Annotated in this window: 21 protein-coding genes; 12 read left to right on the forward strand and 9 right to left on the reverse strand. The window is 58.7% G+C overall.

All coding sequences use genetic code 11. The annotated features are described in order from the left end of the window. Positions 1-314 precede the first annotated feature (314 nt). The 4 genes from PH558_RS03185 to PH558_RS03200 form a co-directional block, all read right to left on the reverse strand. Positions 315-806, reverse strand: a complete 492-nt coding sequence (locus PH558_RS03185) for a HugZ family pyridoxamine 5'-phosphate oxidase (protein WP_095435460.1) — start codon at positions 804-806, stop codon at positions 315-317. A gap of 36 nt (positions 807-842) precedes the next feature. Next, a complete protein-coding gene (gene choV, locus PH558_RS03190) occupies positions 843-1,892 on the reverse strand; it encodes a choline ABC transporter ATP-binding protein (protein WP_285202146.1) in 1,050 nt (349 codons plus the stop codon). Then, positions 1,889-2,746 carry a choline ABC transporter permease subunit gene (choW, locus tag PH558_RS03195; RefSeq protein ID WP_095435458.1) on the reverse strand — a complete coding sequence of 286 codons (858 nt, stop codon included), beginning with the start codon at positions 2,744-2,746 and terminating at the stop codon, positions 1,889-1,891. The genes choV and choW overlap by 4 nt, the downstream gene beginning before the upstream one ends. A gap of 172 nt (positions 2,747-2,918) precedes the next feature. Then, positions 2,919-3,875 (reverse strand): choline ABC transporter substrate-binding protein, encoded by a 957-nt coding sequence (locus PH558_RS03200; RefSeq protein ID WP_145316474.1) that lies wholly within the window; start codon positions 3,873-3,875, stop codon positions 2,919-2,921. A 234-nt stretch (positions 3,876-4,109) separates the two neighbouring features. On the opposite strand from PH558_RS03200, the gene PH558_RS03205 reads away from it, so the two are divergent. The 4 genes from PH558_RS03205 (at position 4,110) to PH558_RS03220 (ending at position 7,589) form a co-directional block, all read left to right on the forward strand. Continuing rightward, positions 4,110-4,691 (forward strand): thymidine kinase, encoded by a 582-nt coding sequence (locus PH558_RS03205; RefSeq protein WP_095435456.1) that lies wholly within the window; start codon positions 4,110-4,112, stop codon positions 4,689-4,691. 83 nt (positions 4,692-4,774) lie between these two features. Continuing rightward, on the forward strand, positions 4,775-5,161 hold the full coding sequence (locus PH558_RS03210; protein WP_285202150.1) for a c-type cytochrome: 387 nt from the start codon (positions 4,775-4,777) through the stop codon (positions 5,159-5,161). A 67-nt stretch (positions 5,162-5,228) separates the two neighbouring features. Next, complete coding sequence (locus PH558_RS03215; protein WP_285202151.1) at positions 5,229-6,251, forward strand: hypothetical protein; 1,023 nt, start codon at positions 5,229-5,231, stop codon at positions 6,249-6,251. 198 nt (positions 6,252-6,449) lie between these two features. Then, positions 6,450-7,589, forward strand: a complete 1,140-nt coding sequence (locus tag PH558_RS03220; protein WP_285202152.1) for a DUF2333 family protein — start codon at positions 6,450-6,452, stop codon at positions 7,587-7,589. Positions 7,590-7,688: 99 nt separating this feature from the next. On the opposite strand, the gene PH558_RS03225 is transcribed toward PH558_RS03220, so the two are convergent. Next, on the reverse strand, positions 7,689-8,420 hold the full coding sequence (locus PH558_RS03225; RefSeq protein WP_285202153.1) for a helix-turn-helix transcriptional regulator: 732 nt from the start codon (positions 8,418-8,420) through the stop codon (positions 7,689-7,691). Positions 8,421-8,985: 565 nt separating this feature from the next. Between PH558_RS03225 and PH558_RS03230 the strand changes: the two genes are divergently transcribed. Continuing rightward, a complete protein-coding gene (locus tag PH558_RS03230) occupies positions 8,986-9,951 on the forward strand; it encodes a COG3904 family protein (protein ID WP_285202154.1) in 966 nt (321 codons plus the stop codon). A gap of 18 nt (positions 9,952-9,969) precedes the next feature. On the opposite strand, the gene PH558_RS03235 is transcribed toward PH558_RS03230, so the two are convergent. Next, entirely contained in the window at positions 9,970-10,476 is a 507-nt protein-coding gene (locus PH558_RS03235; RefSeq protein ID WP_285202156.1) for a TIGR00645 family protein, read from the reverse strand. 167 nt (positions 10,477-10,643) lie between these two features. Between PH558_RS03235 and PH558_RS03240 the strand changes: the two genes are divergently transcribed. Both PH558_RS03240 and PH558_RS03245 read left to right on the forward strand, forming a co-directional pair. Next, positions 10,644-12,326: a formate--tetrahydrofolate ligase gene (locus PH558_RS03240; protein ID WP_285202157.1), complete on the forward strand. Its 1,683-nt coding sequence runs from the start codon at positions 10,644-10,646 to the stop codon at positions 12,324-12,326. Between the two features lie 160 nt (positions 12,327-12,486). Beyond that, the gene (locus PH558_RS03245) at positions 12,487-13,332 is read left to right on the forward strand and encodes a protein-L-isoaspartate O-methyltransferase family protein (RefSeq protein ID WP_285202158.1); all 846 of its coding nucleotides are present in this window, start codon (positions 12,487-12,489) and stop codon (positions 13,330-13,332) included. Between the two features lie 43 nt (positions 13,333-13,375). Here the strand turns inward: PH558_RS03245 and PH558_RS03250 are convergent, their stop codons facing one another. After that, positions 13,376-14,221 (reverse strand): extensin family protein, encoded by an 846-nt coding sequence (locus tag PH558_RS03250; RefSeq protein WP_285202160.1) that lies wholly within the window; start codon positions 14,219-14,221, stop codon positions 13,376-13,378. A gap of 274 nt (positions 14,222-14,495) precedes the next feature. Here PH558_RS03250 and PH558_RS03255 point away from each other — a divergent pair, with 274 nt between their 5' ends. The 5 genes from PH558_RS03255 (at position 14,496) to PH558_RS03275 (ending at position 22,733) form a co-directional block, all read left to right on the forward strand. After that, a complete protein-coding gene (locus PH558_RS03255) occupies positions 14,496-16,751 on the forward strand; it encodes a TonB-dependent hemoglobin/transferrin/lactoferrin family receptor (protein WP_285202161.1) in 2,256 nt (751 codons plus the stop codon). 417 nt (positions 16,752-17,168) lie between these two features. After that, on the forward strand, positions 17,169-18,692 hold the full coding sequence (locus PH558_RS03260; RefSeq protein ID WP_285202162.1) for an ABC-F family ATP-binding cassette domain-containing protein: 1,524 nt from the start codon (positions 17,169-17,171) through the stop codon (positions 18,690-18,692). Positions 18,693-18,947: 255 nt separating this feature from the next. Continuing rightward, complete coding sequence (locus PH558_RS03265; RefSeq protein WP_285202164.1) at positions 18,948-21,137, forward strand: anthranilate synthase; 2,190 nt, start codon at positions 18,948-18,950, stop codon at positions 21,135-21,137. 132 nt (positions 21,138-21,269) lie between these two features. After that, positions 21,270-21,989 (forward strand): TIGR02117 family protein, encoded by a 720-nt coding sequence (locus PH558_RS03270; RefSeq protein ID WP_285202166.1) that lies wholly within the window; start codon positions 21,270-21,272, stop codon positions 21,987-21,989. 108 nt (positions 21,990-22,097) lie between these two features. After that, entirely contained in the window at positions 22,098-22,733 is a 636-nt protein-coding gene (locus PH558_RS03275; RefSeq protein WP_285202167.1) for a glyoxalase superfamily protein, read from the forward strand. Between the two features lie 39 nt (positions 22,734-22,772). Here PH558_RS03275 and bluB read toward each other — a convergent pair whose 3' ends face one another. Together bluB and PH558_RS03285 are read right to left on the reverse strand one after the other, a co-directional pair. Next, complete coding sequence (gene bluB / locus PH558_RS03280) at positions 22,773-23,513, reverse strand: 5,6-dimethylbenzimidazole synthase (protein WP_285202169.1); 741 nt, start codon at positions 23,511-23,513, stop codon at positions 22,773-22,775. Between the two features lie 194 nt (positions 23,514-23,707). Continuing rightward, positions 23,708-24,025, reverse strand: coding sequence for a hypothetical protein (locus PH558_RS03285; RefSeq protein ID WP_095435442.1), 318 nt, complete (start codon positions 24,023-24,025; stop codon positions 23,708-23,710). Positions 24,026-24,250 lie beyond the last annotated feature (225 nt).

Below are 24,250 nucleotides of genomic sequence, written 5' to 3' on the forward strand. Positions count from 1 at the left end.
CGGTCCAAACCGATATCTAACAATACCAAGAGGGGTCGAAGATTGTATATACCTAAATTTAAGGTATCGAGTATGCTGTTTTAGGTATGTACGTATGATGCCTCAGCGATAATGCTGAGGTCTCCAGCGTTCCATCCAGGGGCTAAATTAGACCAAAATAGGTCGATTCTTATCGTTTCGGAGCCGCAAACATGCCAATTTTGGTCACCACGGATTTGCAACCTGGGAATATTGGCTGTTTCTACGTCAGGCTGTCCACCTACTAATTCTCGCACTATTGTATGATTTTATTGCCGCCGGATTTTGTTTTCGGTTTAAAGCATCATCAGGTCTTTTGAGGACAAGATGTAAGCCCTTCCAAAGCCGCCGTTCAGGCTGGCATCGAGCGGAACGAGGCGGAAGAAGCAGAAATCCGGAAAATCAATATAGAGGTTGGATTTCGGGTGGCGATCGAGAAAAAGCGCTCGGATGCGATCGTGCGCTTGGCTTTGCCGATCGATGCGCTCTGCGCTGCAGCGTAAGGTCAGGCGGGGATGGGCGAGAGGGTCGCCCTTGCCGGGCTCGCCAAAAAGCGCCGAAGCGCGGCTGTCCTTCATCAAAGCTTTGGAATGGGAGGAGAGGCCGGAGACCAGGATGACCGGAGCGCCATCGGCATCCATGGCGATCAGGACACGGCTGACGGAGGGAAAGCCGGTTTCGGGGTCGATGACGGCCAAGGCCGCATGTGCGGCTTTGTGCATGAGGTCGCGTGCCTGAATGCGCGCATCCTCATCCGTTTCCCTGATCACCGATGGTTTGTCGTTCATTAACGGCTCCATGAATTGAGGAGCAGTCGCGAACGACTACTCCTTTCGCCGGTGGCTGGTGAGACCCGACACAACGTCTTGCGCCGAGATCGTTCCAATAATCGTGCCATTGTCAACAACGCCGATATTGCCCGGCTGGCGCGTCAGTGCGTCAAGAATATCGATGAGCGGCGTCGCGGCGGTTGCCGTGGCGGTGACGGAACCGGCATTGGCCGAGTGTCCGACGCCCTGTTGCATGATGTCCCGTGCCGTCAGCATACTGATCGGATTCATGTGCTGTACGAAGTCGGCCACATATTGATCGGCTGGGTTCTTTACGATCTCCTGTGGCGTTCCGCACTGGATGATGTGGCCGCTTTCCATGATGGCGATGCGGTTGCCGATGCGGAATGCCTCGTCCAGATCGTGGCTGACGAAGAGGATCGTCCGCTTCAGGCGGCGCTGGAACTCCAGAAGCTCGTCCTGCAGGCGGGTGCGGATCAGCGGATCGAGGGCCGAGAACGGCTCGTCCATCAGCAGGATTGGCGCGCCGGTCGCAAAGGCACGGGCGAGGCCGACGCGCTGCTGCATGCCGCCCGAGAGCTCGTTGACCTTGCGATTGGCCCATTGCGTGAGATTGACGAGCTGCAGCTGTTCGTCGACCAGCTTCTTGCGCTCGGCGTCCGGAACGCCGGCAAGCTCAAGCCCGAAGCCGACATTGTCGGCCACCGTTCGCCAGGGCAGAAGCGCGAACTGCTGGAAGACCATGGAGACGGTATGCATGCGCAGGTCGCGCAGGGCTTTTGGGCTGCAGGAGTAGGGGCTGACGGCGCCGTTCTTGGTGTTGACGGAGACCTCGCCGCGCACGACCGGCGCCAGGCCGTTGACGGCGCGCAGCAGCGTCGATTTGCCGGAGCCGGACAGGCCCATGAGCACCAGGATTTCGCCTTCCTCGATTTCCAGCGAGGCATTGGCAACACCGAGCACCATGCCGGTGGATTTACCGATATCGTCGCGCGACTTGCCTTCGTCGACGAGTTTCAGGGCGGCATCGGGACGATCCCCGAAGATGATGCTGACATTTTTGAAATCAACGGCGACGGTCATGAGCGGTCTCCTTCGCCGGGCGCGCGGAACATACGATCGAGAATGATCGCAAGAATGACTATGCAGGCGCCGGAATCGAAGCTCTTGGCGACATTGACGCTATTCAGCGCGCGCAGAACCGGCACGCCGAGACCCGGGGCGCCGACGAGGGCGGCGATCGAGACCATCGAGAGCGACAGCATGATGGTCTGCGTCAGGCCGGCCATGATCTGCGGCGTGGCAAAGGGAAGCTCGACCTTGCGCAGAACCTGGCGGGGTGTCGCGCCGAAGGATTCGGCCGCTTCCACCAGCGAAGGGGGAGTGGAAATGATGCCGAGGCGTGTCATGCGGATCGGTGCGGGAAGAGCAAAGACGACGGTGGCGACTAGGCCCGGGACCATGCCAAGGCCGAGCAGGATCATTGCCGGCACCAGATACACGAAGGTCGGGATGGTCTGCATCAGATCGAGGATCGGCCGCATGATGGCGTAGAGCCAGGGACGTCGGGCCGCCGCGATACCGAGGGGGACGCCGACCAGCATACAGACGAAGGTGGAAGCCAGCACCAGCGCCAGCGTCTCGGTCGTCTCTTTCCAGTAACCCTGGTTGATGGTGATCAGCAGGCCGATCAGGGTGAGAACCGTAATCGTGACGCTCCGGCGCATCCAGTGGGCGATTGCCGTGAAGACAACGACGACGATCAGCGGATGTGGTGCCTGCAAGAGGAACAGCAGTCCGTTGATTCCATGCGCGACAACAAAGGAAAGGCCGTCGAAGAACCATGTGACATTGCTCGTCAGCCAGTCGACGACGGCTTTGGCCCATGGCCCGATGGGGATGCGGTAATCGGTTAACCAGTTCACGTCTTTGCCCATGATTGGGGGCGGCGTTTTCCGATTGTTACTTATGGTTCCGGAAGTGCCACCGAAGAATAACGGTCTGTCACGCCAAGCGGACCATTGTCCGGGGATGGCGGGACGCGAAAGCAAGCAGTCCGTTCAAGGAAGAGAAAGGGGCGGTTTGGCCGCCCCTCCATCCATCCATTTATTACAGGCCGAGCTTGGCCTTGACCGCCGCCAGGCCATCACCGCCATCCTTGGTGGTGACGCCTGCGAGCCACGGCGTGATTGCTGCGGGGTTGGCCTTCAGCCATTCCGTTGCTGCGACTTCCGGATCCTTGCCGTCATTCAGGATCTTGCCCATGATTTCGTTTTCCATCGGCAGCGAGAAGACGAGATTTTTAACGAAGGTGCCGACATTCGGGCATTCCTGCAAGTAGCCGGCCCGGACGTTGGTATAGACCGTCGCGCCACCGAAGTTCGGTCCGAACACGTCGTCGCCGCCGGTGAGATAGGTCATCTTGTAGGTGGTGTTCATCGGATGCGGGGCCCAGCCGAGGAAGATGATCGGCTTGCCTTCCTTATCGGCGCGGGAGACCTGAGCGAGCATGCCCTGTTCGGAGGATTCGACCACTTCGAAGCCCTTGAGGCCGAAGGTGTTCTTGTCGACCATGTCGATCACCAGCCGGTTGCCGTCATTGCCCGGCTCGATGCCGTAGATCTTGCCGTCAAGCTCATCCTTGTGGGCGGCGATGTCCTTGAAGTCCTTGATGCCGAGATCCGCGCCCTTTTGATTGGTCGCCAGCGTGTATTTGGCGCCTTCCAAATTGGCGCGTACGGTTTCCACCGACTTGTCCGCGGCGAACGGCTTGATGTTCTCGGCCATGGAGGGCATCCAGTTGCCGAGGAAGACATCGATGTCCTTGTTCTTCAGCGACTGGTAGGTCACCGGCACGGCGAGAACCTTGACGTCGGTGTCGTAGCCGAGCGCCTTCAGGAGGATGGAGGCGGTGGCCGTGGTGGAAGTGATGTCGGTCCAGCCCACATCGGCGAAATGTACAGTGCTACAGCTTGCCGGCTCGGCTGCGGAGGCCGCGGTGGCGCCCAATGTCAGTGCGGAGAGAGTTGAGGCGAAAGCGAATGCAGTAAGGGTCATTTTTATCATTGCGTGACTCCCAGTCTAACGTTCCCAAGCAACCATCAATAACTGACATTTTCAAGCGACCACAGTGTATTTGCGGCGGTTTGAGGGGGCTGAATGCGACGCCCGTCTTTTTATGTCCGCTGGTGGCCAAGGCTTTTGCGCCCTAGGTGAAGCACGCCGGAATCCTGTGGTTTTCGCCGCGACCATCTTTCCTTATCGTCCCGCAGCACCCATGAAGCATTCAAGGAGAATGTCATGGCCAAGCTCTACTTCCATTATTCGACGATGAATGCCGGCAAATCGACGATGCTGCTGCAGGCTGCCTATAATTATCAGGAGCGCGGCATGCGCACCGCAGCCTTCATTGCAGCCCTCGACGATCGCGCCGGGCGTGGCACGATCGCCTCGCGCATCGGCCTGACCATGGATGCCTTGCCCTTCGAAACCAGCGATGATCTCTATGCGATGGTCGATGAAATGCATGCAAGCGAGCCGCTTGCTTGCGTCTTCGTCGACGAGGCGCAATTTCTGACGCGCGAGCAGGTTTGGCAGCTTGCCCATATCGTCGACCGCCTCGGCCTTCCGGTCATGACTTACGGGCTGCGCACGGATTTCCATGGACATCTGTTTCCGGGATCGCAGGAGCTGCTGACCATCGCCGACGAATTGCGGGAGGTGCGCACCATCTGCCATTGCGGACGCAAGGCGACGATGGTGGTGCGGCTCGATGCCGCCGGCAATGTCGTCCGTGAAGGCGCACAGATCGAGATCGGCGGTAGCGACAAATATGTCTCGCTTTGCCGTCGCCATTGGGAGGAGGCGATTACCTGCGAGTGAAACAGCCACTCATGCAGGCTTTCGATAGCGGTGCGGACTATCTTTGGCATGTGATTGCCTATTGAGGCTGATCGGGAGAGACGATGAAACTGCAATGTCTGGTGTCGGCGGTCATCGTGCTTGCCTCGACTTCTTCCGTGCTCGCAGATGGCGATGTCGTCGCGGGTGCCGTCGTTTTCAAGAAATGCGGAGCCTGTCACACGGCGACCGGGCCCGACAATCGCGTTGGCCCCTCGTTGATGGGGGTCGTCGGGCGAGCCGTCGCAAGTAAGCCGGATTATGCCTATTCACCGGCGATGAGGGCATTCGGTGCGGACGGCAAGGTCTGGGATGAAGCGCTGCTGCGGAAATATCTGCCGGCGCCGCAATTCCTCGTCAAAGGCACCCGGATGGCGTTCCCGGGTCTGAAAAACGACAAGGACCTCGACAACCTTATTGCCTATCTGAAGAATCCAGCCGCTGCCCAATAGTTTTCGAGCATTTCCTTCGCCTCAGGAAGCGGCTAGTCTCGCGCCAAAGGTAGGGGAGGGAAGCTTCATGGTCAGGCCTCATTCCTTCGATGGCATGCTCGATAAGGCGCGAACGACGCTCGATGACGCCCTGAACGACGCGAATTCGGCCGTGGCGACGCTCGCCGACCACGCCAGGGAGGGCGAGCGCGTCGAAGTCGTCAATTTTCCTGTCGAAGAAGCGTCTGTCCGCGAAGCGGTCGAATTGCTCGATCGGTGGAAGTCAGCCGCCCTGTCGCTGGTCAAAGAGCTGGATCATGCGACCGAGGAGGCGGACTTGCAGCATCGCCGATTGTTCAACGAGAAGCTCGGTCTTGAAAATGCAAGCCTGCTCAGCCGGACGCTGGCGCGTGGACCGATGAAGCCGGAGGCTATCAGCGCCGATCTCGATACGATCCTTAGCGTATCGGCCGAACTCGATCTTCTTTTCAAGCAGGCGAGACCCATATTCTCCCGATGCTTTCATGACTGCGAACTACAGCTGGAAGGCGTGATCGAACGCCGGCGGAAACTCGATTTCGATATAGAGGAGATGCAGCGCCGGGCCGATGCCCTTGCGGAAAAGCTCATGTATCAGCGGCGCAACCGCCCATCCTCGCGCCATGCCGATCTGCAGTCCGAGCTCGAAGGGGACTATTGTGCTCTCTTGCTGGAGCAGGATGATATTCGGCGTCAAGAACAGGAGCTTCAATCCCGCCGGACCGCGCGACAGCGTCTTATAGACATTTATGAAGGGCTGGCGATCGCCCTGAACAATCAGATCGCCGCCATCGGCGCTATGGCCGCTAAGCTGACCATCGATATCGAGCAACGGATTGCCTTGCTCAAGGCATTGGCGGCGGAAGCGGTGCCGGCATCGACCACGGTTTCGCGAACGGGAGCGGTCGAGAGCCTGATCCAGGCGTTCGAGGCGAATGTGCTGGCGGGGCATGACCTTGCCGTGCGCAAAGCTCATGTCGATGCCGTCTTCAAAAGACGGCTGGAGCCGCATCCGCTACCCGCATCCACTGACCCGAGCGGAGCGGCGGAAGAGGCGCAACCTGAGGATTGATTGTAGCTTGGCACCGAAAATTCCATGCGGACGGTTGTTGTTTTTCCCAAGAACACATATTTGCTGGAACGTGAATGGCGATAAGGACTTAACGATCCGAGGGCCGCGGCGATTGTCGCGATGTCCATCGCGCAGGTTTGGTGTGGTGCGTCCTTTGCGTGTCGGCGGGATGCGCGGTACGGTTTAGGAGGCGTGTCCATGCTTGACTCGATCACGGCGTTCTTCAAGCGGATCTGGGGCGCTATCGTACGGTGGCTGGGATTGGTTTTCGTCGGGTTAAGCTGGCCGTTTCTTGCTGTTCATGGCTGGTATCGGCAGCGCAACTGGCTGATCAAGTTGCCTGTCGCCGCCTTCGTGACGCTGATGGCGCTGCTCTATATCTACTTCGTTTGGCAGACGCAGGTCTGGACAGGGTTCAATCCGGCCTATCCGGATGTCTACAAATTTTCCGAGCGCAAATATTCCGCCGGGCAGGAGCTGCCTGCGATCGAGGGACAGCAGGCGGGAGCAACGGCGCCCAAGACCTGCCAAACCTCGGCTGTCGTCGACGTTGCCACCGATCTGATCGATTTCAACGTCAACCAGAATGCCTGGATTTCCTCGATGCTGCTCTACAAGCTCGGCTTCTTCGGCATTTCGTGGGATGACACGCCCTTCCTCGACAACAAGGCTTCCTTCCAGCGGGGCATCAATTCCGTCGTTCGTCGTACCTCGGCGGAGCTGGTCGATACGCTCGGCCGCGTGCGCGGAACCTCCGGCATCAACAGCGATCTGCAGAAGGCGCGCGGCAACCTGCAATTTGACGAGTCCAGCTGGTATTTCGGCCTGCATCCCTTCGGGCCGAAGACGCCGAGCCCAAGCTATTATCGCGCCGCGATGAGCAATCTGCGCAGCTTCAATAGCGACCTCGGCAACTGCAAGGCAATTTTCGATGGGCGCGCCGACAATCTTCTCCAGTTCGTCGACCACATTGCCAACGATCTCGGCAGCACTGCAGACATATTGGCGAAGCGTGCCGGGGATCACAGCTACGGCTGGCTGGATACGCGGGCTGACGATCGCTTCTGGTTCGCCTATGGTCAGCTTTACGCGAGCTACGGCATTCTGATGGCGGCCCGCTCGGATTTCCAGCAGGTGATAGCCGAGCGCAATGTTGGCACGCTTTGGGCTGACGTCACCACGCAATTGCAGACTGCCTTGCGCATTCAGCCCTTCATCATTTCCAATGGGCCGGAAGACAGCTCCTTCATGCCGAGCCATCTTGCGACCATGGGCTTCCATATTCTGCGGGTACGTTCGAGCCTCGTCGAAATCCGTACGGTTCTGGGTGGTCGCTAAAGAAGAAGTGGACTGCAGTCCATTCCGGCGCGGCGGGCGCGTATAGACGCTGGGCCTGGTCGTCGGGCTCAGTCCGGAGGTGCTCGAGCGAAGGCTCGCCTAGCTGATCAGCTTCAGGCGGATGGCTTTTGCGACGAGCTGTGTGCGGTTGACGCAATCGAGCTTCTTGATCGCATTCATCATATAGGCGTTGACCGTATGGTCGGAGAGGGTGAGGATCTGGCCAATCTCCACCGAGGTCTTCCCCTGAGCGGTCCAGCGAACCACTTCCAGCTCACGTGCCGAAAGCGAGTGCGGCGCGGCACTGTCGTTGCGCTTGAGGCAATTATAAGCATCGAGCGCCTGCAGCATGATCAGGGTGAGTTCGTTGATCTCGCTCTGGCCGAGACTGTTGCGATTGCCCATGAACCAGAAGACAAGGCGTTGACCATCCGGGGCGTTGACCGGAATGACGACGCTCATCGGGCAATTGTAGTTGATCAAGAGCGTGCGAAGTTCGCGCGGCAAATCCGCGTCGGGTTCGGCGTCCTTTTCCAGCAGATGCCAGGAGCGTGGCATGACCGAATCGCGCGTGCGCAACAGCATTGGACAACGGCGAACGAGCTGATGACGATCAAATTCACGGACGAACTGAGCCGGCACCGTGCCTTCGATGAGCAACGGCGTCATCATCGTGTCGTCGGGAACTGGGGCGTTCATGAGAGCCATATGGCTGAAGCCAAAAGCTGACCCGGTACGTTCCAGGGCCAGTGCAAAGGCCGCTTGTGTCCGAGCAGCAGCCAGCTCGGCAGAAAGCAGCAATTGTCTCTCGGCAGTAATGATATAGGACATATGAGTGAAGCGCCCAAAGCGTGTTATCGTTATCAAATACCGGATTTATGAGTGAATGCTAGACGCAAAAATACCACAGAACCAGAAATAATTTCATTTTCATATATTTTAATATTCAGACATGCAAAACTACGAAAATTTTCGCCCAAAATGGTCATTAAGCGTAAAAATAGCGTTTCCGTTAGTCTAATTTCGACGGAGCCGTACATTTTGCGTCGAGCTCGGCAGCTAGGGAGCAACTCGGCGAAGCGCATTTGCCAGGTCAAAATGAGGTCTAAATGTGCGTTTTGAACAGGGCAGTCTGGAGCTGGCAGACACCTGCGGCCTGATCCAAAACTGTCCCACGCTTCATGTTAGGATTAACCGTTTGTCACAGCGTCAGTTCGGTTCCATCTCTCGTTCCTGCGGCCCCGGCAGTGCTCATTTTCTCGTCGCCAGCTCTTGCATGGGTGCAAGCGGCCGGGAGTTTCATCAAATGATGCGTTGCCGCGTCGGCGCGCCTTGCGAAGGCCCAAAGCGGTTGCTATCGGTCATGCCAAAGTAATCGCTTGCAGGCGTATGGCTCATGAATTTTCGCTTCTTCCCGCAGCTCGCGGCGCGCTGCTGTCAAACGCTGTTGTGGTTCGTCACCGGCGTTTCGCTACTGCTTGTTTCGCCTGCGCTTGCCGAAGCGGCTGGCGTTGCCGGCGGCACGCCGATGCGGTTTTTGCTCGTTCACGGCGAGATGGGCCAGTGCCGGGCCGATAACACTTGCCCGGACTGGATCTCCGCCGAAGGGCAGATCATGGCGGACACGCCGCGGAAGCTACAGAAAATCCTGAAACAGGTCGGCGATCGCAAGTTGCCCATCGTCGTCAGTTCGCCGGGTGGCGATGTCAAGGCGGCGATGGAGATGGCTCGCATCATTCGCAAGCAGAAGCTTTCGATCGCAGTCGGCCGCACCCGCTCGCGGGTATGCCCCTATGCCGAGCCGATCTGCTCAGCAGCCTTTGCAAAGGACGGCTCGATCACGGGGCAGCCATTCTCGGATGGCGCAATCTGCTTTTCGGCCTGCCCGCTGTTTTTTGCAGGCGGTGCCCAGCGCGTTTCCAGCCCCTTCGCACTGCTGGGCGTTCATCAGATTACAACGACCTACAGCGAGGTACGCGTCCAGTACCGCACCGAATATGAGATGGTGGATGGCAAGCGCAAGGTCATCTCCAAGAAGGAAATCGGCCGCAAATTCGTCGGCAAATACGATACGACCAAGCTCGACAAGGCGCAAAGGACCAGGCTGGTCAACTTCCTTGACAAGATGGGCGTGGACCGGGGACTTGTCGATCTGATGCTTGGAACCGACCCGAACGGGATTCATCTGATTTCGCAGATGGACGCGTTGAGGCTGAGGCTGACGACGGAGCTTGCCGATGCCGACGCACTGGTCTCGGCGCGCAATTGCAAGGAAAATCAATCGATTTCCGATTGTGTTGCGCCGACACCCTCGACGACCACTGCGCCGATGACCAGCGCATCGGCAATGGCCGGCAAGTAGCCGCGGGTTCAGCCTTAGCTATCCTTTGGCTTTGGCCTTCGCCATGATCTTCTCCAAGAAGCCCAGCAACAGTGCCGAGACGACAAAGGCGAGGTGGATGATGGTGAACCACATCAGCTTGGCGTTGTCATATTGCGTGGCGTTCAGGAAGATTTGCAGCAGGTGGATCGAGGAAATGGCGACGATCGAGGATGCGACCTTGATCTTGAGGCTGCCTGAATCGAGCTTGCCGAGGAAGGAAACCTCACCTTCGGCTTCGTCGAAGCGGCTGACGAAATTCTCATAGCCGGAAATCATCACCATGACGATCAGGCTTGCCACCAGGGCGGCATCGATGAGGCCGAGAATGGCGAGGATCATGTCCGCTTCGTCATAGGCGAAGACGTTGATCGCCACCTTGTGGAACTTGTAGGCGAACGAGACCGCGTAGACGGCGAGCGAAGCGGCAAGGCCGAGATAGAAGATCACCAGGAGCCAGCGACTGGAGAGGATGATGCGCTCGACCAGCAATTCCAGGGACTTCATATCTTTTCCTTCTTTCTCGGTTTGGATTGGACGCCGAAAATAGGCATGCCAACGTCGTGAGACAAGGCGGTGCGTTTCGACGAGCAGAGTGCTACGCCACTATTCACACCCGATACATATTGGTTTATCCCGACAGGGAAATGACCGTATGTTCGGGGGCGAGACTTATGGCGACGACAGTGGCATCCGATATCGAGATCGCGCGCGCGGCGAAGAAGTTGCCAATTATGGAGATCGGCGCAAAGCTCGGTATTCCGGCGGAAGATCTCGCACCTTACGGCTATGACAAGGCAAAGATCGGTGCCGCGTTCATTGCGGCGCAGGCCGGCAAGAAGGATGGCAAGCTGATCCTTGTCACGGCGATCAATCCGACGCCTGCGGGCGAGGGCAAGACCACGACGACGGTCGGCCTTGGCGATGGCCTGAACCGCATCGGCAAGAAGGCGGTGGTGTGCGTGCGCGAGGCGTCGCTTGGCCCATGCTTCGGCGTGAAGGGCGGAGCGGCCGGCGGCGGTTACGCGCAGGTCATCCCGATGGAAGATATCAACCTTCACTTCACCGGCGATTTTCATGCGATCACGTCGGCCCATAATCTGCTCGCCGCGCTGATCGACAATCACATCTACTGGGGGAACGAGCAGAATATCGATATCAGGCGCATCACCTGGCGCCGCGCAATGGACATGAACGACCGTGCGCTGCGCGATATCGTATCGTCGCTCGGCGGCGTCGCGAACGGTTTTCCGCGTGAGGGCGGCTTCGATATCACCGTCGCCTCCGAGGTGATGGCAATCCTCTGTCTGGCATCCGATCTCAAGGATCTGGAAAAGCGGCTCGGCAACATCATCATCGGCTATCGCCGCGACCGTACGCCCGTTTATGCCCGTGATCTGAAGGCTGACGGCGCCATGGCCGTGCTCCTGAAGGACGCCATGCAGCCGAACCTCGTGCAGACGCTGGAGAACAATCCGGCGCTGGTGCATGGCGGCCCCTTCGCCAATATCGCCCATGGCTGCAATTCGGTGATCGCGACGGGCACGGCGTTGAAGCTTGCCGATTACGTGGTGACGGAAGCCGGCTTCGGCGCCGATCTCGGTGCAGAGAAATTCTTCGACATCAAATGCCGAAAGTCCGGGCTGTCGCCGGATGCGGCCGTCATCGTTGCGACGGTGCGGGCCTTGAAGATGAACGGCGGCGTCAAGAAGGACGATCTCGGCAAGGAGAATGTGGAAGCTCTGGTAAAGGGCTGTGCCAATCTCGGCCGGCATGTCGCCAATGTCCGCAAATTCGGCGTGCCCGTCGTCGTCGCCATCAATCATTTCGTCTCCGATACCGATGCCGAAATCGAGGCACTGAAGAATTATGTCGCGCGGCTCGGTGCCGAGGCGATCCTTTGCCGCCACTGGGCTGAAGGTTCAGCCGGCATAACCGAGCTCGCGCACAAGGTGGTCGAGCTTGCCGAATCTGGGCAGGCGAAATTTCAGCCGCTTTATCCGGATAATCTGCCGCTCCTGGAGAAGATCGAGATCGTCGCCTCGAAGATCTACCATGCCGGCGAGGTGACCGCCGACAAGGCCGTGCGCGATCAGCTCAGGTCCTGGGAAGACCAGGGTTATGGGCATCTGCCGGTCTGCATGGCGAAGACGCAATATTCCTTCTCGACCGATCCGAATGTCCGGGGAGCACCTGAAGGCCATATCGTACCCGTTCGCGAGGTACGGCTTTCCGCCGGGGCCGGCTTTGTCGTCGTCATCACCGGCGAGATCATGACCATGCCCGGCCTGCCGAAATCGCCGGCGGCCGAGAGGATTTTCCTCAATGATCAGGGCTACATCGAAGGACTGTTTTAAGTTCAGAATCCGATTCAACTTATCGGTCTGGAAGTGCCGGCTTGGCAGCTTCGCCCGCACCTATTGCCATCCAATTTTGGTAGGATATCTAACGTATTGACCTTGGCGAAATCCGAAACAAATCGGCACGCTCTAAGCATCGTTAAGACGGAGACAGATCGTGACTGCTGACGGCCGCGCAAGTTTGGATGAGATACGGGATTTCCATGCAAAGATGATGGCAGCTGCCAGCAATTCTTCCGATGAAAGGCTGGAGCGGGCCTTCCGCCTCGTCAGGCGTGAGGCATTCATGGGGCCGGGGCCTTGGCAGATCAGGGCCGGTCGCCACTACCTGGAAACCCCAAACGCCGATCCCACGTTCCTCTACCAGAATGTTCTGGTCGCCTTGGACAAGTCTAAGGGCATCAACAATGGCGAGCCGTTTCTCCACGCTGCTTTCCTGGGTGCAGTCGCCCCGAAGCCCGGCGAAACCGTCGTTCAGATCGGCACGGGGACGGGATACTACACCGCCATTCTCTCAACGCTGGTGACACCGGGCGGACATGTCCATGCCATCGAGATCGATGAGGCACTGGCCGGCCGCACGCGAGACAATCTCACCTCCTATAAAGACGTTTCCGTCGTCTGTACCGATGCGACTTCGTTAAAGCTTCCGGATACCGATCTGATCTATGTGAGTGCCGGCGTGGTGGCGCCGCCGAAGTCATGGCTGCAGGCGTTGCGACCCGGAGGCCGGCTCATCGTGCCCTGGCAGGCCAACGAGAAGGTCGGGCTTGCCGTCATAATTACCCGCGAGGATACCGGGTTCAGCGCTCGTGCCTTGATGCCCGCCTATTTCATCCCCTGCATCGGGGCATCCGATCCCATGCAATCCGCGAAAATTCCGAATGGCGGCGAGGCTCGCTCCATTCAGTCGGTTTGGCTCACTCAAGAGCGAGCGCCGGATGAAACGGCGGTGGCGATCTATAGAGACCTATGGTTCTCGAATGCAGGCCTCGGGGTATGACGAGGTTCAAAGGTCACCGCGGGACCAGGCCTACGATGCGTTTCTAGTGGCAGTATCGAAAGCCGCCGTTCCTTTCGATGACGTCGAGATGAAAGTGGGTCTCGTGGGCAGCGTCGCTTTCCGGGTCCAATACGGTCGTGAAATAGAGGCAGGCAGACGCACTGGCTGCACGCTGGAATGCGCCTGTCAGCGTCGGATCTTCGCGGCGCGGTTCGATTGCGACGGTCTTGCCGTTTTCGAAGGTAAAACTCGCGACATCTATGGCGTTGCCGCGGGCATGCTCGGAAATCTTGCCGGTGGAAGCATTGTTGCGCAGCCGGCAGACATAGGTCGACGCCTGATTGATCGTGATGATCTTGCCATTGTCCAATGCCGCGGCTGAGGGGATGACACTTTCCCTCATCCATTGAGCCAAAGCGAGGGCGGCTTCGCAGCGCATTTTCCCTTCGGGCTTGAATTCTATGCCCGGCAGCGGAGAGCTAAGCGCGATTGGCTTGTCGATGCCGCAGCCATTGCCATCGTCGATGCGGGCGATCTCCTTGAAGGTTGCTCCGATGGCGGTCAGCGCCTTCAAGCAGGCCTGCTGCTCATCGTCCGGTTCGGAAGCGATGGTCAGAGGCGGGCGGGGAGGACCCTGCATCTGTTCGCCACCTGTCTGCTCCTCCGGCTGTGACGCCGGCTTTTCTTCCGGTTGAGCCGTCGGCTTTTCCGCCGGAATGACGGGGCTGTCCGGTGATGCCGTGGGTTTTTCTGCCGGGATCGGCGCTTTGCCATCCGGCTGAACGTGCTCCTGATCCGGTTTTTGCTCGAGTGTCGGGCCGGTCTGAGGGAGAGACGTCGCCATAAGAAGAACGGCGGCGGAGACCAATGAAACAATTTTAAACAGCATCAAGTAATTCAGCCAATTCTAATGATGATGCCGATAGAACGCGCGAGGCTGTGATTTCGTTGCAATTCAGCAACGATCGCTTCTTGTCTTAAAAGATGACAATTTTATTCATGATTGTGGATGAGGGATATATTGACAATAATACTCATGTTTTTTATGCGGCAGAAAGAAGGCGAAATATTTCCGCCCTTTAACAAGATAACCTAGCCAGCCCCTTGCCTGCATTCGATGCAGCAACCAGCCAGCCCGGTGAAGCAATTCGAAAGGAATGGTTATGGTTGTCCGGCGATCCCGCTTGGTCCTCTTGGCATGCACCGCGTTTCTGGCCTTTGGGCTGGCGACGACATCTTTTGCGCAGACAGCAGCCCAGAATGAAGAGGCGGCGGGCGAAGCCGCCAAGGGTGATCGCGTCACCAATCTTAAACCGATCGTGGTGACTGGGAAGGGCAAGGCAAACAAGGATGTGCTTGCCGACTCTCCGACCACAAGCGAGACGACGGCCAAGGATATCGACGACAAGCAAATCACGCGCATCGAGGATCTCGGCCGCAGCACCGAGGTTGGCGTCGGCTTCAACCGCGCTACCGGCGGCGTCAATATCCGCGGCCTTGGCGACGACCGCGTGTTGACGACGGTCGACGGCATCCAAATTCCGTTTCTTCTTGATGCTTCGCGCGGCAACGCTAGTGGCGCCAATAATGGTGGCAATGGCGGCGTCAACAGCTTTGATTTCAACGCGCTTTCCAGCGTCGATATCGTGCGCGGCGCCGACTCCAGTCGCGCCGGTTCAGGCGCACTTGGTGGTGCCTTCGTGCTGCGTACGCTGGAGCCGGAAGATCTGATTGCGCCCGGCTCCACCTGGGGCGGTGTTTTCAAGTTCGGCTATAATGGCGACGACCGCAGCATTGGCGGTTCGGCCGCTGTTGCCAAGCGCATCGACAATACCGCCGTTCTCTTCCAGGGCGGCTACACGCATGGTCATGAGCTTGAGAACAACGGCGATATCGGCGGCTATTCGACCAAGCGTACCGAAGCTAACCCGGCTGACTACAACCAGAGAAGCGGCCTGTTCAAGATCCGTCAATATACCGACGTCGGCACCTTCGGCATCACGGCCGAGCACTACAACAAAGATAAAACCACCGATCTGATGACCCTGCAGAGCCCGATCGGAAACTTCCGGCCCGGCAATTACAACGGGACAGACAATGTCGAGCGCAATCGCGTTTCCCTCGATTACAAATACGAAGCCGAGAGCGCCGATTCGCTGCTTGATACCGCCAATGCCGTTTTCTACTGGCAGAATCTTCTGCGTGAAGGTGGCGTGGAAGGTTATCGCTACACATCCGTCATTGGCGACTATTGGCGCCGTAATGAAATGGAAGACCGCAGCATCGGCTTCGCCGGCAACGCATCGAAGTCTTTCGACACCGGCAGCCTGCATCACCAAGTCACTTTTGGACTCGATGTCGCCTTCGACAAGGTTCACCAGTATTCTGCCGGCAAGGATAGCTGCGCACTTCCTCGCTGGCGTGCTTCCTGCGCCTTCCTGCACACCAACCAGTCCGATATGCCTGATGTCGACGGCAAGCGCGTCGGTGTCTTCATCGACGACAAGATCGAATTGGGCTCCAGCAATTTCTATCTGACGCCGGGGCTGCGCTTCGACTGGTATGATTACTCGCCGAAGAACACGGCTGCCTATCGCGACAGCGCCAACTATAATGGCCTGCCCTCCGGACAATCCGACAGCCGCTTGTCGCCGAAGCTGCGCGCCTCCTATCAGCCGCAGGACAATGTCGAACTTTATGCGCAGTGGGCGATGGCCTTCCGTGCGCCCAGTGTCAGCGAACTCTACGTTAACTACGGCGTGCCCGGCGGTTATGTCACCTACGGCAATCCCGACCTGAAGCCCGAGACCAGCAATGGCATCGAAATCGGGACGAATCTCGGCGATGACGATTTCGGTGGCCATATCGGCGCCTTCTATAACAAGTACAAGAACTTCATCGACACGCTGAATTATCGTGATCCCACAGGCACATATCCGCTCGGGATTACCGAATACTTCAATCGCGCCAACGTCCGCATGTTCGGTGTCGAGGTCAATGCGCACAAGACGTTCGACAACGGCATCCATATCAAGGGCGCGCTTGCCTATGTGAACGGCAAGGATTCCGACACCGGAGAATGGATCAATTCCGTCGCTCCGGCCAAGGCAGCCTTTACCGTTGGCTATGCGGCTGACATCTGGGGAACGGACCTGACCTTCATCACCGCGGCTCGCGAGGCGAAGAAGACGGGCGACACCCTGCAGACCCCTGCCTACGGCATCTTCGACCTCACGGCATGGTGGGAACCGGAGCAGGTGAAGGGTCTCAGCATTCGCGGCGGCGTCTACAACATCTTCAACAAGACCTATTACGACGCGCTCAACGCGCCGTCCTACAGCGGCACGCTAACCCAGCCAGCATCCTACTATTCCGAGCCTGGCCGGACCTTCAAGCTCACGCTGACGCAACGGTTCTAAGCCGTTACATCGATGCAGCAAACTTGGGCGATGCTTCGGCATCGCCTCTTTTTTGCTCTCTCGCGTGGCATCGGGCGATCTGCGCAATTGTAAATGGCAGCGTTCGATGCTATTCGAACAATGCAGTCTTTAACCGTCGAGAAAAGAGAGGAGGACCGTATGACCAAGATAGTCTGGCATATTCGCCAGTTCGGTCCGACTCGTGCCCTGCAGATGCGTTTGCAGGGCTGATCAGAGGCTGTTTCTCACTCAATCCTTCTGGTCTGCCCTTTGGGCGACGCGAGTTCACGCATCCGCGCGGCCGCGTCATAACATGTTTTCGAGCATTGGCCTGCTTGGGCCATCGGCATCGGCGTAGCGCGGCAAAAGGAGCCGCCGGTGATGTCTTGAGATGCTCGATCGAGACCGGAAAAGACCATGACTCTGATCAATCTCCGCAATCTGGGCGTCACTATGAGTGCGCCGCTGTTTTCCAATCTCAATTTCACTGTGGATGCCGGCGATCGCGTTGGTATCGTTGCCGCGAATGGGCGTGGCAAGACCACGTTGCTCAACTGCATCGCGGGCAGGCTGGAGCCGACGACGGGCGAGATCACCCACGCCCGGGGCCTGCGCGTCGGCTATGTCGAGCAGAATGTGCCGGCGAACCTGCTGGATGTCTCCTTTTATGAGGCAGTCTTGCGCGCTTTGCCCAAAGAGCAGGTCGCGAGCGAGAGCTGGCGTGTCGATGTCACCCTCGATTCGCTCGACGTGCCTGATACGATGCGGGAGAGGACGTTGGCGCAGCTCAGCGGCGGCTGGCAGCGGCTTGCCATGCTTGCCCGCGTATGGGTGACGGAGCCTGACGTGCTGTTTCTGGACGAGCCGACCAACCATCTCGATCTCGCCAAGATCGCGCTGCTGGAGGATTGGCTGAATGCCTTGCCGCGCGACGTGCCCGTCATCATCGCCAGCCACGACCGCGCCTTCCTTGATGCCGTCTGCAATCGAACCCTGTTCCTGCGCCAGGACCAGTCGCAGGCCTATGCGCTGCCGTATAGCAGGGCGCGTGCCGCGCTGGACGAGGTCGATGCCTCGGATGAGCGCCGTTACCAGAAGGAGATGAAGACGGCGCAGCAGCTGCGCAAGCAGGCGGCCAAGCTCTATAATCTCGGCGTCAACTCCGGCAGCGATCTTTTGACCGTGAAGACGAAGCAATTGAAGGCGCGGGCCGAGAAGCTGGAAGACAGCGCGAGGCCAGGCTACCGCGAGCGTTCTTCCGGCTCGATCAAGCTCGCCAATCGCGGTATCCACGCCAAGGTGCTGTTGACGCTGGAGGATGCTGCGGTGACGACGCCTGACGGCACGCTGCTGTTCAAGACCGGCCAGCAGTGGATTTGCCAGGGCGACCGCATCGTGCTGCTCGGGCAGAACGGCGCCGGCAAGACGCGGCTGGTGGAGATGATCCGCAGGGCCATGGCGGATCAGGCCGTCGGCGGTGCGATCAAGCCGACGCCATCCATCGTGCTCGGCTACAGCGATCAGGCGCTCTCCAATCTCGGCCAAAAGGACACGCCGCTTGGCATGATCACGCGCCTGTTCGAACTCGGGGAGCAGCGTGCGCGCACGCTGCTGGTCGGTGTCGGGATCAACATCGATATGCAGGGCAAAGAGATCGGCCGTCTGTCCGGTGGGCAGAAGGCGCGGCTTGCCATACTGGCGCTGCGGCTGACAAATCCGAACTTCTATCTCCTGGACGAGCCGACCAACCATCTGGATATCGACGGCCAGGAGGCGTTGGAGGGCGAGCTGACGGCAAATGAGGCAAGCTGCCTCCTCGTCTCGCACGACCGCAGCTTCGTGCGATCCATCGGCAATCGCTTCTGGCTGATCGACCGGAGGCGGCTGGTCGAGGTGGAGGGGCCGGAAGAGTTCTTCGAGGCGGCGAGAGTGCAGGAATGAGAGAAGGATGGGCGGAGACGAAAAATCGTTTCTGCCTATTCCCCAAGATTGCGGCTTGCGCATCGCGGCATCTCACGCTAACAATTCCCGCCATGAACATGTCCTTGAACAACATTGCAGTTTGGTGGTGGGCACGCTGAGGCGGCCTCGACCAATCGTGTTCAAAGACGACGAGTGAGCCGCCCGAGATTTCGAGGCGGCTTTTTTGTTATATTGGCCGCCTGTCATCCGGGCCCGACAACGGAGTGAGGAACAATGGTAACGATCCTTCGGGATGATGGTGCGGAAATCTACGAGACGAAGGGCGGCATCACCGTCACCCGGCAGCGCCGGCCGACGCCCTATGCGGACGCCGTATCGTCCTATATCGACAAGCTCGACGAGCGCCGCGGCGCGGTCTTCTCCTCCAATTACGAATATCCCGGCCGCTATACGCGTTGGGATACCGCCATCGTCGACCCGCCGCTTGGTCTTTCCTGCAACGGGCGCGATGTCTGGATCGAAGCCTATAACGAGCGCGGCGAAGTCATTCTCGGTTTTATCGCGGAGAAGCTGAAGACGGTTTCGGAGGTCGTGCTTGGCGCTTCAACGCCGCGCCGGCTCGATCTGACGGTCAAGACGCCCGACCGGGTCTTCACCGAGGAAGAGCGCTCGAAGATGCCGACGGTCTTCACCGTGCTGCGCGCCGTCACCGATCTTTTCTACTCGCAAGCCGATGCCAGCATCGGCTTTTACGGCGCCTTCGGCTACGATCTGGCGTTCCAGTTCGACGCGATCGATCTGAAGCTCAAGCGTCCGGATGACCAGCGCGACATGGTGCTTTACCTGCCAGACGAAATTCTGGTGGTGGATAACTATTCCGCCAAGGCCTGGATCGATCGCTACGATTTCGCCAAGGGCGGCGTATCGACGGAAGGCAAGTCCGGCGAGATCGCGCCCGAGCCGTTCCGCCACACCGATGCCATTCCGCCGAAGAGCGATCATCGCCCCGGCGAATATGCCGAACTGGTGATCAAGGCGAAGGAGAGCTTCCGCAAGGGCGATCTCTTCGAAGTGGTACCCGGTCAGAAATTCATGGAGCGCTGCGAGAGCAAGCCATCGGATATTTCCAAGCGCCTGAAGGCGATCAATCCGTCGCCCTATTCGTTCTTCATCAATCTCGGCAATCAGGAATATCTTGTCGGTGCTTCGCCTGAAATGTTCGTGCGCGTGTCCGGCCGCCGCATCGAGACCTGCCCGATTTCCGGCACGATCAAGCGCGGCGACGATCCGATCGCCGACAGCGAGCAGATCCTGAAGCTCCTGAACTCCAAGAAGGACGAGTCGGAACTCACCATGTGCTCTGACGTCGACCGCAACGACAAGAGCCGCGTCTGTGAGCCGGGTTCGGTCAAGGTCATCGGCCGCCGGCAGATCGAGATGTATTCGCGCCTGATCCACACGGTCGACCATATCGAGGGTCGTCTGCGCGACGATATGGATGCCTTCGACGGTTTCCTGAGCCACGCCTGGGCCGTCACCGTCACCGGCGCGCCGAAGCTTTGGGCCATGCGCTTCATCGAGAACCACGAGAAGAGCCCGCGTGCATGGTATGGCGGTGCGATCGGCATGGTCGGCTTCAACGGCGATATGAACACCGGCCTGACGCTGCGCACCGTCCGCATCAAGGACGGCATTGCCGAGGTACGCGCCGGCGCGACGCTGCTCAACGACTCGATCCCCGAGGAAGAAGAAGCCGAAACCGAACTGAAGGCCTCCGCCATGCTTTCCGCCATCCGTGACGCCAAAACCGGCAATTCCGGCAAACAGCAACGTGACGTTGCTTCCGTCGGCAAGGGCGTGAAGATCCTGCTCGTCGACCACGAGGACAGCTTCGTCCATACGCTTGCCAACTACTTCCGCCAGACGGGGGCGACGGTGTCTACCGTTCGTACGCCGGTGCCGGAAGAGGTCTTCGACCGGCTCGATCCGGATCTCGTCGTGCTGTCGCCCGGTCCCGGCAATCCGAAGGATTTCGACTGCAAGGCGACCATCAAGAAGGCGAGGGCACGCAATCTGCCGATCTTCGGCGTCTGCCTGGGCCTGCAAGCGCTGGCCGAAGCCTATGGCGGCGAGCTGCGGCATCTGGCGATCCCGATGCACGGCAAGCCCTCGCGCATCCGCGTGCTCGAACCCGGCCTGGTCTTCTCCGGTCTCGGCCGCGAAGTGACGGTTGGCCGCTATCACTCGATATTTGCCGATCCGTCGAGCCTGCCGCGCGACTTCATGATTACGGCCGAGAGCGAAGACGGCACGATCATGGGCATCGAGCATGTGAAGGAGCCGATTGCGGCCGTCCAGTTCCATCCGGAATCGATCATGACGCTCGGCGGCGATGCCGGCATGCGGATGATCGAGAATGTGGTGGCGCATCTGGCGCGCCGGGCAAAGACGAAGGCCGCCTGAGACGAGCGTTTAGAGCTCGGATGTTTCTAGCCCCATGCACTCGGAAAAGGTGCATGGGGCTATTTTTATGCCTTGAAAGAGCCAACAAACCGCTGAAGAGACTGATTGTTGGCGGGCGGGAGCTTTCAGTCGGTGATTCCAAGGATATTCAAGGGCGTTCTCTATGTCGTTCTTGCCGTCGCGCTCTTCGTCGGTCTCGGCATCATCGTGCCACGGCCGCTCTGGCATGACGGGCCGGCTGCGCGCAGCGAGCCCTCGCGGCAAATCCTCATGCTCAGCAACCCGATCCATACGGATATTGCGATTCCCGTCGATGGCGATCTCCTCACCCGTTTCGCCTTCCTGCGGCCGGCCGGGCTCGATCTCGACAATCCCAACCTGCGCTATCTCATTTTCGGCTGGGGCGGACGGAGCTTCTATACTGAGACGCGGACCTGGGCAGATTTGAAGGCGGGTCCCGTGTTGAAGAGCTTTGCGCTCGACCGTTCCGTCATTCATGCGGAGCTCGCAGGCGATATCCCGCTGGACGCGCCTGCCGTGACGGTCATCGACATTGATGCCGAAGGTCTTGAGCGGCTCAAGCAATTCGTTCTCGCCAGCTTCGAACAGACGAACGACCAACCGAGCCCGTTGATCGGCAGCAATTACGGGCCGAACGATGCGTTCTTCGAGGCACGGGAACATTTCAATGCGCTAATGGGATGCAATACCTGGACTGCTGCAGGGCTGAGGCAGGCGGGATTGACCTCCGGCCTTTGGACGTCGCTGCCGTGGATGCTGCGAATGTCCTTGCGGCTGCATAATGACGATGAACGCTTCGCGGCAAGCCATAGCCGCCTTGACGCGGTTTGACTTGCCGCAGGTTGTATCCTAACCTTTGCCTCGTTCCTGTGGGGCACATCGGCATCGGGCCGAAAGGGCTAGGCCTGCCCGCTGATATCACTCAGCAGGAGTCTGCCCATGCCAACCCTCGATACTTACCGCAAACAAGCCAAGCTGTTGATGCGCTGGCACAAAGAGCGTGACTATTCCATTGGCGGAAGAGTGCGAATGCTCGATCGTTTCAAGACGCTGACGGATCGCGAGATCCTGGCTATGAAGTTTCCCCTAACGCTGGCGCAGGAGATCGTTGCGGTGGAAGCCGGCCACAGGAGCTGGGCGGAATTGAAGTCCGTCGCAGCGGACGCGCCGAAGATGCCGGCCGTTACAGCGGAGCCGCCGGTTTTCAAGAGCATCGTTCCCATCCTTTTCGTGCGGGATGTGGCTGCGAGTGCGGCCTTCTTCAGGGAGAAGCTCGGTTTCTCCGAGGATTTCCTGCATGGATCGCCGCCGTTCTATGGCGCGGTGTCGCGCGACGGCATCTGGATTCACCTACGGCTCGTCTGTGAGCCTTACTTTGCCGCGGCGGCTGCAAAGGAGAAGTCCTTGATCCTCGCTTCGATCGAGGTCTCGAATGTCCAGGGACTGTTTGAGGAATTCAAGGCGAGGGACGTGGAGTTTGCACAGCCGCTCACCAAGCAGGCCTGGGGCGGCACAGATTTTCACGTGCGCGATCCGGATGGCAACGTGATCTCGTTTGTGATGTTCAGGTCGTAACAGTTTGATCCATGGAAGGTTGCCGCAGAGCGGCCATCCTCACATATCCTCGCAATCCTGCCAGCCTTCCTCGAAGACAAGCTTGTCGAGCGGCAGGCGATCACGCCATCCCTTCACGGCGAGCTCTGGCATGTCGTAGAGCTCGTCGACATAGCCGACGCAGAGCCATGCGACGATCTTCACATGCTCGGGTATGCCGAGGATCGCCTTGATGGCATCTTCATGGAAGATGCTGACCCAGCCGACACCGACGCCCTCGGCTCGTGCGGCAAGCCAGAGATTCTGTACGGCGCAGACGGTCGAGTAGACATCGGTATCCGGATTGTGCGTCCGGCCGAGCACGACGGGACCGCCGCGCTTGGTGTCGCAGGTGATGCAGATGCTGAGCGGCGCCTTGCGAATGCCTTCCAGTTTCAACCGCTGATACTGCGCGCGACGATCACCTTCGAACATCGCGGAGGCTTCCTCATTGGCCTGATGGAAGGCCTGCCATACGCGTTCACGCGTTTCTGGCTGACGGATCAGGATGAAATTCCATGGCTGCATGAATCCGACCGACGGTGCCGAATGGGCAGCCTCGAGCAAGCGCCGGACGACATCGTCAGGAAGGGGATGGGGCCGGAATTGGTCGCGCACGTCGCGCCGGGTCTCGATGGCGCGATAGACGGCGCTGCGTTCCACCTCCGAAAATGCTCCGGCTGCGACCAGATGATCCGATACACCAGCGGGAGCGTCGGCGATGGACGGTGTAGCATCGGCAGTCTTTTCAGGAGCGGGCATGTTCAACCGTGATTTTCATTAGGAGGCGGCGGCGTATCGGCCGGTGTCGCCGACCCTTGCACATCAGGCTGAAGCACAGCTTAGCGCTGGATGGCAAGTCAAACTACCAGCGCGATTTTCCACAGGCGAGCGACAATCGCGCCACCGGATGGCGAATACATGGCGATAATTTGGTGCTAAGAGCGATGATTGACTTATAAACAGTCGACATGCCCAACTGCAGTGTAAGCGGCAAGATTGCATGTCACCAGTCCAAGCGTCAAAATCACCCCATGACACGCTGCCCAAAAGAGCGAATGAGCGCGCATGGTCGGCTGCGAAGCCGCTGCTGCCAGGACGGCAATGCTTGAGATGAAGATTGCGAAAAGCAAGATGCTTAGCGGCGGAAAGTAAAGCGGAATGATCTGCCAGCAACTTGCAAAACGGTAGGTGCCAGCCGTGTTGTATGCCAGCGCGGCAAGCGCTACCCAAACGAGAGCATGAAATAATATCTTGCGGGTTTCCACGCTCATTCTCAGTTGATCCGTCTATATTCTTTTATTACGAACTTACTGCATTAGATGGATATCAACTTCAAGTTTTAAAAAATGGTGTTTCTATCATGGTGTGCTTCAGTGGCCGGACGACGCTGACCGAAACTGAGTGGGCGATCCAGTCACGTTTTGCTTGTTCTGTTCAGCAACGGCCATTTTTGATGTGAGAGCGAAACTCGCCTTTGACAAACTTGGCATCGTGAT

Source organism: Rhizobium pantanalense, assembly GCF_030182525.1.
Lineage (GTDB): Bacteria > Pseudomonadota > Alphaproteobacteria > Rhizobiales > Rhizobiaceae > Rhizobium.

Excerpts from the sequence above, each read along its gene's own strand:
- PH558_RS03185 (WP_095435460.1), bottom strand. The coding sequence starts at position 806 with ATGAACGACAAACCATCGGTGATCAGGGAAACGGATGAGGATGCGCGC.
- choV (WP_285202146.1), bottom strand. The coding sequence starts at position 1,892 with ATGACCGTCGCCGTTGATTTCAAAAATGTCAGCATCATCTTCGGGGAT.
- choW (WP_095435458.1), bottom strand. The coding sequence starts at position 2,746 with ATGGGCAAAGACGTGAACTGGTTAACCGATTACCGCATCCCCATCGGG.
- PH558_RS03200 (WP_145316474.1), bottom strand. The coding sequence starts at position 3,875 with ATGATAAAAATGACCCTTACTGCATTCGCTTTCGCCTCAACTCTCTCC.
- PH558_RS03205 (WP_095435456.1), top strand. The coding sequence starts at position 4,110 with ATGGCCAAGCTCTACTTCCATTATTCGACGATGAATGCCGGCAAATCG.
- PH558_RS03210 (WP_285202150.1), top strand. The coding sequence starts at position 4,775 with ATGAAACTGCAATGTCTGGTGTCGGCGGTCATCGTGCTTGCCTCGACT.
- PH558_RS03215 (WP_285202151.1), top strand. The coding sequence starts at position 5,229 with ATGGTCAGGCCTCATTCCTTCGATGGCATGCTCGATAAGGCGCGAACG.
- PH558_RS03220 (WP_285202152.1), top strand. The coding sequence starts at position 6,450 with ATGCTTGACTCGATCACGGCGTTCTTCAAGCGGATCTGGGGCGCTATC.
- PH558_RS03225 (WP_285202153.1), bottom strand. The coding sequence starts at position 8,420 with ATGTCCTATATCATTACTGCCGAGAGACAATTGCTGCTTTCTGCCGAG.
- PH558_RS03230 (WP_285202154.1), top strand. The coding sequence starts at position 8,986 with ATGAATTTTCGCTTCTTCCCGCAGCTCGCGGCGCGCTGCTGTCAAACG.
- PH558_RS03235 (WP_285202156.1), bottom strand. The coding sequence starts at position 10,476 with ATGAAGTCCCTGGAATTGCTGGTCGAGCGCATCATCCTCTCCAGTCGC.
- PH558_RS03240 (WP_285202157.1), top strand. The coding sequence starts at position 10,644 with ATGGCGACGACAGTGGCATCCGATATCGAGATCGCGCGCGCGGCGAAG.
- PH558_RS03250 (WP_285202160.1), bottom strand. The coding sequence starts at position 14,221 with ATGCTGTTTAAAATTGTTTCATTGGTCTCCGCCGCCGTTCTTCTTATG.
- PH558_RS03255 (WP_285202161.1), top strand. The coding sequence starts at position 14,496 with ATGGTTGTCCGGCGATCCCGCTTGGTCCTCTTGGCATGCACCGCGTTT.
- PH558_RS03260 (WP_285202162.1), top strand. The coding sequence starts at position 17,169 with ATGACTCTGATCAATCTCCGCAATCTGGGCGTCACTATGAGTGCGCCG.
- PH558_RS03265 (WP_285202164.1), top strand. The coding sequence starts at position 18,948 with ATGGTAACGATCCTTCGGGATGATGGTGCGGAAATCTACGAGACGAAG.
- PH558_RS03275 (WP_285202167.1), top strand. The coding sequence starts at position 22,098 with ATGCCAACCCTCGATACTTACCGCAAACAAGCCAAGCTGTTGATGCGC.
- bluB (WP_285202169.1), bottom strand. The coding sequence starts at position 23,513 with ATGCCCGCTCCTGAAAAGACTGCCGATGCTACACCGTCCATCGCCGAC.
- PH558_RS03285 (WP_095435442.1), bottom strand. The coding sequence starts at position 24,025 with ATGAGCGTGGAAACCCGCAAGATATTATTTCATGCTCTCGTTTGGGTA.